Origin of the sequence: Streptococcus sp. 20925_1_44, from assembly GCF_041432435.1 — a bacterium.
GTDB classification, from domain to species: domain Bacteria; phylum Bacillota; class Bacilli; order Lactobacillales; family Streptococcaceae; genus Streptococcus; species Streptococcus infantis.
Genome location: NZ_JAPVZQ010000005.1, coordinates 47,658 through 61,505, shown reverse-complemented (window position 1 = coordinate 61,505; position 13,848 = coordinate 47,658). Strand labels below are relative to the sequence as shown.

Annotated in this window: 8 protein-coding genes; 2 read left to right on the top strand and 6 right to left on the bottom strand. The window is 42.0% G+C overall.

Annotation, left to right across the window (positions count from 1 at the left end):
• Positions 1-46: 46 nt before the first annotated feature.
• Both O3643_RS07120 and O3643_RS07115 read right to left on the bottom strand, forming a co-directional pair.
• Positions 47-2,692 carry an alpha-mannosidase gene (locus tag O3643_RS07120; protein WP_371500837.1) on the bottom strand — a complete coding sequence of 882 codons (2,646 nt, stop codon included), beginning with the start codon at positions 2,690-2,692 and terminating at the stop codon, positions 47-49.
• Between the two features lie 76 nt (positions 2,693-2,768).
• Positions 2,769-4,049, bottom strand: a complete 1,281-nt coding sequence (locus O3643_RS07115; protein ID WP_142559209.1) for a glycoside hydrolase family 125 protein — start codon at positions 4,047-4,049, stop codon at positions 2,769-2,771.
• Positions 4,050-4,221: 172 nt separating this feature from the next.
• Here O3643_RS07115 and O3643_RS07110 point away from each other — a divergent pair, with 172 nt between their 5' ends.
• A complete protein-coding gene (locus tag O3643_RS07110; RefSeq protein WP_371500835.1) occupies positions 4,222-6,306 on the top strand; it encodes a GH92 family glycosyl hydrolase in 2,085 nt (694 codons plus the stop codon).
• A 429-nt stretch (positions 6,307-6,735) separates the two neighbouring features.
• Complete coding sequence (locus O3643_RS07105; protein ID WP_006153364.1) at positions 6,736-8,184, top strand: APC family permease; 1,449 nt, start codon at positions 6,736-6,738, stop codon at positions 8,182-8,184.
• A 105-nt stretch (positions 8,185-8,289) separates the two neighbouring features.
• Here the strand turns inward: O3643_RS07105 and polA are convergent, their stop codons facing one another.
• The 4 genes from polA to dnaB form a co-directional block, all read right to left on the bottom strand.
• Positions 8,290-10,923: a DNA polymerase I gene (gene polA, locus O3643_RS07100; protein WP_371500832.1), complete on the bottom strand. Its 2,634-nt coding sequence runs from the start codon at positions 10,921-10,923 to the stop codon at positions 8,290-8,292.
• 64 nt (positions 10,924-10,987) lie between these two features.
• Positions 10,988-12,109 carry an SH3 domain-containing protein gene (locus O3643_RS07095; protein ID WP_371500830.1) on the bottom strand — a complete coding sequence of 374 codons (1,122 nt, stop codon included), beginning with the start codon at positions 12,107-12,109 and terminating at the stop codon, positions 10,988-10,990.
• A gap of 94 nt (positions 12,110-12,203) precedes the next feature.
• A complete protein-coding gene (locus O3643_RS07090) occupies positions 12,204-12,470 on the bottom strand; it encodes a Veg family protein (RefSeq protein ID WP_004250994.1) in 267 nt (88 codons plus the stop codon).
• Positions 12,467-13,825: a replicative DNA helicase gene (gene dnaB / locus O3643_RS07085; protein ID WP_006153396.1), complete on the bottom strand. Its 1,359-nt coding sequence runs from the start codon at positions 13,823-13,825 to the stop codon at positions 12,467-12,469. The genes O3643_RS07090 and dnaB overlap by 4 nt, the downstream gene beginning before the upstream one ends.
• Between the last annotated feature and the right edge of the window lie 23 nt (positions 13,826-13,848).

Below are 13,848 nucleotides of genomic sequence, written 5' to 3'. Positions count from 1 at the left end.
TCTTACTTTTTCGCTCCTCCTTTCTGTTTATGTTTACTTTTTGAAATTAAATTTCTTCTTTTTCGATCAATTCTGTACGAATTTCCTGTGGTGCCAATAGTCCTGAATGGACTGGATATGGGCGTTCCAACAAGTCAAGAATAGTTTGTTGTTTTTCAGACACACGGATATTTTCTTGACTCATGTTATAGTAACGAAGGACATAACCTTCTTCATTCTCAGCCACCTTAAAGGCTGTTGGGCAGACTTGTGGCAAACTGAGTGCCGGATGGTTAAAGAGGCTACCCGTTGCTGCAACGCTACCCTCTTGTTTTGCAACTTGAAGAGCTGTAAATGGCACCTGGAAGGCTTTGGCACGACGGAAAGCTGAGAAGCGTTCCCCTGCTTGGTGACATTCTACTGCAAATTCAACTTCGATATCGCGCAAGCACTGAGCTTCCGGCGTTGGGAAGTAGCCCCAGTCACCGAGTTCGCCTGAAGCACGAAGAAGGGTTACAGCCATGGTGTCATCTCCAAGAATTTCATACTCGTGCAATCCTTTATTGGATACGGTTACTCCTTTTACGTCATCATACAAGCTGACAAAGGCTTGTTGGTGTTGTGGATTTTCAGGATTTTCCCAAGAAGCTGCTGGTTTATTTGGTCTTGTTACAACTTCATAGATGCTTTCAGAATCATTGCTTGGACGATTGTTATGAGTTTTCACCAAGAGACGGATGCGGTGATCCTTGGCTGTGTTGGTAAAGCGAGTCTTGAAGCGAATCTGTGGATTGTCCACAAAGACGGTCATCTCAGTTTCAAGAGGAATGGTTGTCAACTCTTCTGAACGACCTGCATCTCGTTTCATGAACTCGATGATACCTCTTTGTTCTGCATCCAATTTTTCATCTGCGCTAACTGGAATAGTCAAGTCATGTTTGAGCAAGATTTTGGCATAGCGAGCATTGTTTTCTAAGACATCGTATCCCTTCAATTGAGCATAGATTGGATCAGTTCCTTTTGGCTGGAAGTAAATGTACTCGTTACCAATATCTCCACGGTCCTCGAATTGGATGAAATCTTCGTAAGCTTCGTCTGTAGTCTTGTCATAGACTGTGATTCCTTCATCTACACTGACAGTTACGAATGGGGTATCAATGACTCCATTTTGGTAAATACCATCTCTGTATTCTACTTGGCCTTCAACTAATTGGAAGCTTGCCCAAGAAAGCGGAGCAAGGTGGACTGGGATTGTCACGCGCACTTGGCGTGCAATATATGGTTGGCGGAATTTATCCTTAGGCAAAGTATAGCCAAAACTTGCTCCCAAGTCTTCAACCTTAGCTTCAAGGATATGGCCATCCAAATCTTCAACATGGTAATCTGGCAAGGTCACGGCTGCCATCTTCTTGTAACCTTCAGTCGGATGCAATTCTTTAAAATCACAAGTCACAACATCCACTACAACACTAACTGTATCAACCTTGTCATGTAAAGCTGTGTTGACAACGGTAAAGAGGTGGTCGCTTTGCGCTTCCTGAGTTGCTATTTTATGTTTCCACTCGTTAAGAAGATTACTCTTAACAAAATTCCCGACTTGATTAACCTTTGCAAAACGAGTTTCCATTTCACGGTGAACTTCGTCAATACTACAGCCACAGATACTATCGTGCGGTGCATTTTGCAGAAGTACTTTCCAAGCATAGGTCAATTGATCCTTGTGGTTGTGTCCTCCAGTGATAATGGTTAATGGTTCCACGACCTGCTCTAACAAGTTGCTATTTTCTTGGAAGGCTTGTTTGAGGTAAACACGTGATGAAGAGGTGTTAGCCAGAGTGTACCAGCCATCCGTTTCCTGGCTAGTCAACTCACCTGTGACCGTTGATAATTGTTCAGGAAGGGCACTTTCCACTGCTTGGACATATTCATCAAAAGAACTGTGAATAAAGGTCACATCAGGGAAGAGTTCGTTTGCCACACGAATGGCTTCGCTAATATTTCTCTGTACAGGCTGGTGGTCACAGCCGTTCATCATCAACCATTGGTTGGTCGATGCATAGTCACGGACATCTGCTAATTTTTGCTTCCAGAAAACCAATGCTTCGTCTTTATCCACTGGAATTTCATTCCCGTTACTGTACCAGTTAGCAAAAAGAATGCCGAGTACACGGCTACCATCAGCACCTTGCCAGTACATCTCAGAAAATTGAGAGGTAAACTGTTCATCTTCAAGGACTTGATTGTCAAATCCGATTGGCTTGACACCGCGACCAAAGGCTGCTACGTGAATACCTGATTTTTGAAGGATTTGAGGAGCCTGCCCCATATTTCCAAAAGTATCTGGGAAATAACCGATTTGAGTAGATTTGCCCCATTTAGCACATTCCGCTTGTCCAATCAAGGTATTGCGGACGTTAGCTTCACTGGAAATCAAGTAATCATCCTGCAAGATATAGAAAGGCCCAATCTTGAGCTTGCCTTCGTCGATATAACGCTGCACCTTGTCACGGTTTTCAGGGCGAATTTCTAAATAGTCATCGAGGACAATGGTTTGTCCATCCAAGTGGAAGCTCTTGAACTCAGGATCATTTTCAAAAAGATCAAACAGATTGTCAAAAAGTTCCACCAACTGCATACGGTGACTTTCAAAAGGTAGATACCACTCACGATCCCAGTGACTGTGAGAGATGATATGTACAACAACATTTTCCATGAGTAAAACCTCATTCTAACTTAAATTTAAAAATAGATTTGTGATTCTTTGCAAGAACCTATTGAACTAAGGCTCATTAGCGAATATCTAGGTAATCCAAGACCAATTCGCAGAACATCATGTTGGCCCATGAGAACCATTCACGAGAGTAGAGAGTCGGATCATCTACGTGGAAGCTTTCGTGCATAACCCCCGTACCTCCATCACAAGCAACTAGTTGGTCTAGCAAGAATTTTTTCTCAGCTTTATCTGTAGCTGTTAAGCCTTGAATTGATAGGGCAATCGGCCAGATATAACGATAGAAGGTATGAGAGCTTCCGAGACCGCTAGCGTATTCTCCTTGGTAGAAGTAAGGATTTTCCGGACTGAGAATGGTGCGACGAGTTGCTTGATAGACTTCATCGTTCACATCGCAGTAACCAAGATATGGAGCAGCTAACAAACTTGGTACATTAGGGTCATCCATGATGCTAGCATTTCCTAGACCGTCTACTTCAAAGGCATAGATCTTCTCACCCTTACTGTTGGTGGTGTAGGCATAATTTTCGATCCCTTCTTGGATTTCAGCTTGCAGGCGTTTTGCATCTGCAATGATACTCTCGCTATCAGCCAGATTCAATTCTGCAAAGATTTCTTGGACATAACCTAAGACAACGACTGCAAACATATTTGATGGAATCAAGTAGCTATACTGACAGCAGTCATCGCTTGGACGGAAGGCTGACCAGGTCATCCCTGTCACCGCAAAATCAGGTCCAAAACCATCATTAACCAAAGTGTCTTCCTTACGATCGGTATCACGGACGAAACGGTATGGTGAGTTATTGTGATCTTGCTCCACCGTCCAAAGATGAAGAATCTCCTTGGTCGCCGTAACAAAAGTTTCATCAAACTGGCTAGTCTCACCAGTTTCCTTCCAGAGAAGGTAAGCCAATTGCAAGGGATAGCAAAGCGAATCTACTTCATACTTACGTTCCCAAATCCAGCCATTGAGGTCTGTATGGTCTGTCTCGTGATGACCCTTCCAGTTCTCCTCAATATTGAAAGAGTTGGCATAGGGGTCCTTGAGAATCAAAGTCATCTGGCGTTTAACCAAACCAGCAATGGTCTGGCGCAAACGAGGATCTCTTTTTGCCACATGAAGGTATGGTCTAAGCTGAGCAGTTGAATCACGAAGCCACATAGCTGGGATATCCCCAGTTAGTACAAAAGTTGAGCCGTCTTCTAAGATTTCAACTGTATTGTCTAAAGTGTCTGTATAGCAACGCTCAAAGACATCCACCCATTCAGGATGTTCCTTGGCTCTCTCCGCTACCTCATCTAGCCACTCTCTGACGATTTCTTTAGAATAAACCATAAACTATTTTGCCTCTTTCAAACAGATTTTCATTTTCAGTATATAGCTTTTAGCCCAGAAAATATATACACAAATGTTAGTCATTATTCTACAAAATTGTTATATTTTGAAGTCATTTTCTAAAAGTATCCTTTTTCTGATATAATGTAGAAAACTACAGAAGGAAATCGCTATGAAGCCTATACTTGAAACCATTGATACGCGTTTTGGCACCGCGAGCAAGCATGCCTTTTCTCGGGGAAATACCCTACCTTACGCTGGAGTGCCTTTTGGGATGAATTACTTTGTTCCACAAACTAGTGACCAGGAAGGGTCTTGGTTTTTTGATCCCCATCTTCCTATCTTTCAGGGTATTCGACTAACCCATCAGCCTAGCCCTTGGATTGGTGATTATTCTTGGTTGCTACTGACTCCTGTTACAGGAGAAATCAGTGGCGACACCCTCTTCCATCGTCAGTCTTCTTATAACCTTGATCGTGCTATTTTCAATCCCCATTATCTCAGAATTTTTTCTGAGCGTTATCAGATTGAAACCCAACTCACACCTACTTGCTATGGGGCTTCTATCCAACTAAGACAGATACAAGGCAAGAAGATCTCACTCTATCTGCATGCAGCTGATGATTTATCATTAGAGCAAGTAGATGAGCGTACTGTCAGCCTTGGTCAAAGCGGATTAACCGAAACCAATATGAGTCCTCTCGTTATGTTTACTGCTCTCGTATTCTCTACGGATATTCTATCTATCTATCAAGTGGGGCAAGACTGGCGTATCGACTTGGCTGGAGCAGAAGCTCAAGTTCAACTGGCTACTTCTTTTATTTCTAAAGAACAGGCCCTCTTTAATCTGCCTAGAAAAGACTTTGAAGAAACGAAGTCAGAGGCTAAAGCAAATTGGGAAGACCTTCTAGGCCGTTTTGATGTCGTGGAAACTGGCTCTGTAGACCGAACATTTTTTGATCACTGTCTTTATAGACTCTTTCTTTTCCCACAAACCTTCTATGAGGTAAATGAGCAAGGCGAGACTATTCATATAGACCTTGCTTCAGGAACGATCAAACCTGGTCTACTCTATACCAACAATGGTTTTTGGGATACCTTCCGCACTTCATTCCCACTCTTTGCCTTAATTATTCCAGAGCACTATCGTCAGTTTCTTGAAGGTTTCCTCAATAGCTATAGAGATACCGGGTATCTCCCTAAGTGGCTGGCTCCTGACGAAAGAGGAATGATGCCTGGGACTTTGATTGATGGCCTTCTTGCAGATAGTGCCTGCAAGGATATGGCACCTGAGTTTGAAGAAGAATTTCTCAAAGCCATGATTGAAACTGCTACTAAGGCAGATCCAAAAGCTATCAACGGGCGACACGGCCTAAGCCAATACCAAGAACTGGGCTATTTATCCACAGATTATCATGAAAGTGTCAGTCACACACTAGACTATGCTTACAGTGACTTTTGTATCTCTACATGTGCAACAAAATTATGTCAAGAAGAGCTAGCACAAACCTATGCTCAATATTCTAAAAACTATCAGAATCTATTTGACTCTGAGACGGGTTACATGAGGGCGCGTGATGTAGATGGCAACTTCCGTCCTGACTTTTCTCCCTATAGTTGGGGTCGTGACTACGCTGAGTGTTCAGCTATTCAAGCCAGTCTCGGTGTCTTACACGACATTTCTGGACTTAGCCAACTAATGGGTGGAAAAGAAGCCTTTAGCAACTATCTTTTGAAAGCTTGTCAAAGTCTCCCACTTTTTGAAACGACGGGCTATGGATATGAAATTCATGAGATGAGCGAGATGGCAACAGCGCCATTTGGTCAACTAGCCATTTCAAACCAACCAAGCTTCCACATCCCTTATCTGTTCCGCTACAGTAATTATCCACAATATACTAGTCTCTTAATCAAGACCCTCCGTCAAAAAGCCTTCCGAGTTAGCTGGGATGCTTATCCGGGCGATGAGGATAATGGTAGTCTTTCGGCTTGGTATGTCTGGTCTGCTCTCGGACTTTACCCGACTTGCCCAGGGAAAGCAAGCTATGATCTTGGAATTCCGCTCTTTAATCACCTTCGTGTCCATCTGGCAGAAAAAAATCAGTGGTTGGATGTTCGTACTCAACAAAATTATGAACACTTCCACTTTGTCCAAGACTGTCAACTGGACGGAAAAGAGAAACAAAGCATCAACCATCAGGAATTGCTCAATGCTAAGACTCTTGACTTTACCCTCAGCTGGTTACCAAAGCATTAATAGGTCAAATCCCTTTGTCATGCACAAAGGGGTTTTCTTATCCATATAAAGTTATCCACATGCTGTGAATAACCTTCAACCTTTCTGCGGAAAAGATTTTCAAGCTTTTCCAAAATATCTTTCCAATCCAAGTTCATAGGATGTACAGAAGAATAACGTCTATAAACCTTGTCCTAACAAGGTTTATAAAAGATTGATTTGTTTCCTATTCTATAAATTTCGTCTCTCTTTTTCCTATTAAAATTATAAAGAGACAGTTGTTGTTGATACCTTTAGTTATCCACAGGCTGTGGATAATCCTTTTCTAAACCAACAAGTCCTATTCCCTATTTGTTAGCTGTCCTCTACTTTTTTTATAGTAAATTTCAAATTTTGTTAGGCGCTTTCAAAAAATCATGATATACTAAAATTATCAGAAAAGGAGACATTATGAAAAAAGATCAACACCAACTTAATTGGCTGATGGTTTCTCTGATTGCTTTCAACATGGTTTGGGGGCTTGGAAACGTTGTCAACAACTATTCTCAACAGGGGATTTCAGTAGTCGTATCTTGGGTTTTAATCCTCGCACTCTACTTTATCCCATATTCACTCATCGTCGGACAACTAGGTTCTACCTTCAAGGAAAGCGGAAGTGGTGTTAGTGACTGGGTTGAAAAAACATCAACCAAACGCCTCGCCTACTTTGCCGCTTGGACCTACTGGGTTGTGCATATCCCTTATCTTGCACAAAAACCTCAAGGAATCCTGATTCCGCTTGGATGGGCCTTGCAGGGTAACGGACAATTTCTAAAACAAATCGACATCCACTGGATTGTTATTCTCTGCTTGCTAATCTTTGGACTTTTCCTCTACCTTTCTACAAAAGGATTGACAACACTGAAAGTCATCGGTAGCTTGGCAGGAAGTGCCATGTTGATTATGTCTTTACTCTTTGTGCTTTTGGCTGTCGGTCTGCCTTTCATTAAGCCAGACATTCAGTTTGCGACACCACACATGGATCAACTGAGCACCTACATTCCAAACTTTGATTTTTCTTATTTTACAACCATCTCATTACTGGTCTTTGCAGTTGGTGGTTGTGAAAAAATTTCCCCTTATGTGAATCAAACTCGCAATCCTGCAAAAGAATTTCCAAAAGGTATGATTGTCATGGCCATCATGGTAGGACTCTCTGCTATCCTTGGTTCAGTTGCCATGGGAATGCTATTTGATGGTAATAACATCCCTGAAGACCTCATGCGTAATGGTGCTTATCAAGCCTTCCAAATGTTAGGAAATTCTTGGGGAGTTGGAAATCTTTTCGTTGTGATTTACGCTCTTACAAATATGGTCGGACAAATCGCGGCACTTGCCTTCTCTATTGACGCACCATTACAAATCCTACTCAATAACGCTGACGAAAACTACATCCCAAGCTGGCTTCGTAAACGTACTGAAAAAGGTGTCCTCATTAACGGCTACCTCCTTACAGGCGTCCTCGTTAGCCTTATCATCATCCTTCCAATTTTTGGTATCCAAGAAATTGATGGACTTGTAAAATGGATGACCAACCTCAATTCTATCGTAATGCCAATGCGTTATCTCTGGGTATTCCTTGCCTATATGATGCTCAATCGCGCTTGGAAAACATACAAAAATGCCGAATACAAGTTTGTGAACAATCCTAAGCTTGGCTTTGTGATCGGTACTTGGTGCTTCCTCTTCACTGCCTTTGCTTGTATCCTAGGTATGGTTCCAAAAATTAGCTATGCTGAGAATCCAACTGCTTGGCAATTCTCTCTTCTTACAAACATATTGACCCCAATTATTCTGATTGGTTTAGGTGTTATTCTACCAATCCTTGCAAAAAAAGAACAAAAGAAACAAATCAAATAAATCTACTATTAGCTTGATAGTATCACTTTTGTCTTTTCCTGAAAGAAAAATCCCCTTTGAACCATAATGTTCAAGGGGATTTCTTTTTTGTCTGATAGGCTATCTCTACTTAGCCTCGTACCAAGTTACGCCTTCATTTTCATCAGCAATCAGTGGCACACTGAGTTGAATGGCTTCTTCCATGGTTTGTTTGACAAGTTTTTTAATAGCTACTAATTCTGACTTAGGCACTTCAAGAACAATTTCATCGTGCACTTGTAACAACATCTTAGTTTGATAACCACCTGCAACCAAGGCCTTATCTAGCTGAATCATGGCGATTTTGAGAATATCTGCAGCCGAACCTTGGATAGGGGAGTTGATAGCTGTACGTTCCGCAAAACCACGAACGTTAAAGTTACGCGAATTAATATCTGGCAACTCACGACGACGTTTGAAGAGAGTCTCTACATAACCCTTATCACGCGCCTCACGAACGACTTCATCCATGTAGTTTTTAATACCTGGGAAGCGTTCAAAGTAAGTGTCGATGTATGCCTTAGCCTCTTTACGGCTGATACCTAGGTTATTGGATAAACCAAAGTCTGAAATTCCGTAAACTACTCCAAAGTTGACAGCCTTGGCATTGCGACGGTCGTTTGGAGTCACATCCTCAGGACGTTCAATTCCAAAGACACGCATGGCTGTAGAGGTATGGATATCAGCTCCCTCTTGGAAGGCCTTGATTAAGTGCTCATCTTTAGAGATATGAGCCAAAACGCGCAACTCAATCTGTGAATAGTCCGAGCTGAGAAGGACACTATCCTCCCACTCTGGCACGAAAGCCTTACGAATGAGGCGACCTTGTTCCAAGCGAGCAGGAATATTTTGCAAGTTTGGATCCACACTAGACAGACGCCCTGTCTGAGTCAAATCTTGCACATAGCGCGTGTGAATCTTGCCATCCGCTAAAATCCAATCCTGCAAACCAATCACATAAGTCGATTGAATCTTAGCAATCTGACGATAATCTAAAATTTTCTTGACGATTGGGGCAATAGGAGCTAGGCGCTCTAACACATCCACTGCTGTTGAGTAACCTGTCTTGGTTTTCTTGGTGTATTCTATAGGGAGACCTAGCTTTTCAAAAAGTAGTTCCCCCAACTGCTTAGGCGAGTTGATATTAAACTCCTCACCAGCCAATTCATAAATCTCTTGAGTTAGCTTTTCAATGACAAGCTCATTTTCAGCTTGCATCTCGAGTAGAGTTTCTTTTTTAACCTTGATTCCAGCGATTTCCATCTTAGCAAGAACAAGGGCCAGAGGTTGCTCCATGTCATAGAGAAGGTCTAATTGTCCGTTTTCACTTAACTTTTCAAGCAATACAGGCTCTGTCTCAACCAGCACAGCAACCTTACGAGCTAAGTGCTCCAAGAAGGTTTCTCTCTCAGGGATAGCTTTCTTGACACCCTTACCATAGAAGGTTTCATCATCAACCAAATAAGTTTGGCCGTAGAGACTAGCGATGGTTGAAATTTCATTATTCTCTACAGTAGAGAGAAGGTATTTGGCCAAGCGACTGTCAAAAGCAGGAGCCTGCAAGTCCAAACCAAAGCGATTTAAGAGAACTTTAGCTTTCTTAAAGTCATATACTTTCAGAGGTGTTTTTTCTAGAAAATCCTTAAGAATCGGATCCTGCAGAAGTTCCAGCTTATCTGTAGCATAGAGCTTGTCTCCGCATGACCAAGCAAAACCAACCAAATCATCTGTATGGTAATTTTCACCAAAAAGTTCAAAGTGGAAGATGGAGTCGGCACTCAGCACATCTTCACTCACTTTGTCCACCATGGTGAAATTCAAAGTCTCAGCTTGATTCGCCTGAGAAGCATTCAAGGCTTGTTTGAGCTGCTTAAAGCCCATCTCATCGTAGAACATCCCAAGGTTTTCCACATTTGGTCCACTATAGACCAAATCATCTAGACCTATCTCGATTGGCGCTTTCGTGTCGATGGTCGCTAGTGTTTTAGACAGAAAGGCTTGTTCCTTGTCATTGACAAGATTTTCCTTCATCTTGGAAGCCTTCATGCCATCGATATTTTCATAAATACCTTCCAGCGAGCCATATTCTAACAAGAGCTTGATCCCAGTCTTTTCACCAATCTTGGTCACCCCAGGGATATTATCAGACTTATCCCCCATCAGGGCCTTGAGGTCTATAAACTGAGCTGGTGTGAGTCCCATCTTTTCCATGAGGTATTCTGGTGTAAAGGCCTCAAACTCAGCCACACCTTTCTTGGAAATCTCGACCACCGTACGTTCATCCGTCAGCTGAATCAAGTCCTTGTCCCCGCTAACGATTGTTACATCAAAAGATTCCTTTTCAGCCAAGCGACCAAGAGTTCCAATGATATCATCCGCCTCATACTGAGTCAACTCATAATGGCGAATCCCAAGATGGTCTAGCAACTCACGAATGAAGGGAAATTGCTCACGAAACTCATCTGGAGTCTTCGCACGACCACCCTTATAATCTGCATACATCTCTGTACGGAAAGTCGTTTTCCCCGCATCAAAAGCAACCAAAATATGACTTGGCTGGACACGTTCCAATAGGTGATTTAGCATCAGGTGAAAACCGTAGATTGCATTAGTATGTAGTCCATTGTCATTTTTAAAACGATCCAGTTGCTGGTAAAGTGCAAAAAATGCTCGGAAAGCAACTGAAGATCCATCAATCAATAATAATTTTTTCTTGTCCATACACCCATTATAAAGGAAAGCAGGGAAAAATACCATTGCTAAGAGTTAGATTATCGGTCAAGGCTTATTGGGACGCTTGTTCTACTCGCGCACCATTGCTGTCAACTTGAAAACCATCGATTGTCGTATCTACTGCCAATTCTCCAGATGCGTTCACGTAATAATATTTCCCTGAAACCTGGAACCACTGATCTGTTTTCATAGCTCCTGAGTTTTCAAAATAATACCAAATGCCTTTGTCCTTCAACCATCCTGTCTGCATTTCTCCAGATGATTTCAAGTAGTACCACTTGGAACCGTCTTTTAGCCAACCTGTTCTCATTGAACCATTAGTTTGGAAATAGTACCAACTGCCGTTTATCTTTTTCCAACCAAGAGCGACTTTCCCATTTTCATAGTAGTACCATGTTATCCCCTGTTTTTCCCATCCATTCTTAGAGGTGGCTGTTTTAGCTAACTGGACATATCTGCGATTTCCAGTTCGGGATAGATAACTAATCCATTTATAGCCATCTTTTTCAAGAGTCTGATTGTAATGAACACTTTCTCCAGGATAGTAATAGTCAATAATCGCAGCCGCTTGTGATGGCTGGTTCATAATAGCAGCTTTTTCTGCAAAAACATGGGTTCCACTAGATACTAAAGTTGATTGATGATTTCCTGTGCTAGACTGTCCGACATCTTTAAAATGAATGAAACCAGACATAGAGCTTGCCTTCACAAGTCTACGATTGTACTTCTCTCTAATACCATAATTGTACTCCTCAATTTCAATCATATCACCAAAAACATTAGAAACCCATGCAACGTGGCCATATTCTCCGCTTCCGTCCCAAGCAATCGAACCAATTGTTGGAGTCTTGTCCACACGATAACCTTCTCGTTTAGCACGATAACCCCAATCCTTAGCATTCCCGTACGCACCAGGCAACTCAAAACCATTGACACTACTTAAACGAAAGGCAGCGAAAGATGTACACTGTCTGGAGTATAGACGCCATTTATCAATTTCTTGACTTCCATTTTTATAATAATAGGGATAATCATCTCCTCGTGCCAGTGAGCCATTGTTTGCCTGATTGGCATGAACAGCTCCTCCACCAAACAAAAAAGCACCTGCTAACAGTAGGGAAGCTGTCCCTACTGTCGTTCTCTTAAGAAAAGTTCCCTTTTTACTATATGTCATTCATTCTCCTTCGAATAGATAAATTTTTGAGGTTGACCTCATTTATATCATTCGAAAGAAAAAGAAAAAAGTGAGAAAACTCCCACTTTCAACCTTAATCCAAATAGTGAATCAAATTCTTTTCCGTTAAAATATCAGAATAGGTAAAGGATTCAACGTAGACGTTGGCCTGTTTGTCCCCTTCAACATCCCCAAATTCAACGATAAAGAGCGATGGATAGACTTCAATAAGTCTTCCTAAGCGATTCTTTTGGCGTTTACGACCATTTTCTAAGGTCATTTCCACGACTTGTCCTTCATGCGCCTTGATTTCTTCTTTAATTTTTTTCATCTTGGCTACATCTGTAAATGCATCTGTCATCTTTGTTCCTCTCTCTTCGATATACTAGAAAACTTGTTATACTCTTTTTGAAAAATCAATTCTACCGTTCCACGTGCCCCGCTACGGTTCTTCTCAATAATAACTTCTACCTTGTTATTCGGAAGACCTTCCTCTTCTTCGCCACCACGCTCATAATAGTCATCACGATAGAGAAAGGCTACGATATCCGCATCCTGCTCGATAGATCCAGACTCACGAATATCTGATAATACTGGCCTTTTATCTTGACGTTGCTCAACACTACGTGACAGCTGACTTAGCGCGATAACAGGCACCTTCAGTTCCTTGGCCAGAATTTTCAACTGACGTGAAATCTCTGAAACCTCTTGTTGACGGTTCTCACGACCAGTCCCTGTAATTAACTGCAGGTAGTCAATCAAGATCAATCCAAGATTGCCTGTTTCCTGAGACAATTTTCTGGCGCGTGAACGAATCTCCGTAATTCGAATTCCAGGGGTATCGTCAATATAGATACTTGCTTTTGCAAGATTACCTTGAGCAATGGTGTACTTACGCCACTCTTCCTCAGTCAATTGCCCTGTACGGATAGAGTGAGACTCTACTAGTCCTTCGGCAGCCAACATACGGTCGACCAAACTCTCAGCACCCATCTCGAGTGAGAAAATTGCAACGGTCTTGTCTAGCTTGGTTCCAATATTTTGAGCAATATTCAAGGCAAAAGCAGTCTTACCAACCGCAGGACGAGCAGCAAGAATGATTAACTCCTCCTCGTGCAAACCAGTTGTCATATGATCCAAATCTTGATAACCAGTAGCAATCCCCGTAATATCCGACGTTTGTTGTGATCGAACTTCCAGATTCCCAAAATTAAGATTTAAAATGTCACGAATGTTTCTAAAACCACTACGATTTGCATTCTCACTAACATCAATCAAACCTTTTTCTGCTCGTGCAATGATTTCATCTGCTGGACTAGAGGCTTCGTAAGCTTGGTTTACAGACTCTGTCAACTTGGCAATCAAACGACGAAGCGTGGCTTTCTCTGCTACAATTTTTGCATAGTATTCAGCGTTTGCAGAGGTTGGTACAGAGTTGATAATCTCAACAAGGTAGGACAAGCCACCAATATTTTGCAAATCACCTTGATCATCTAATATCGTACGAACAGTCGTTGCATCAATGGCTTCGCCTCGATCTGACAAATCAACCATGGCCTGAAAAATCAAACGGTGAGCATACTTAAAGAAGTCTCGAGAGTCAATATATTCTCGAACAAATACGAGTTTACTCTCATCGATAAATATAGCTCCCAATACCGATTGTTCTGCCAAAATATCCTGGGGCTGAACTCGTAGTTCCTCTACTTCTGCCATCAGACTTTCCTTCCTTTTACAAA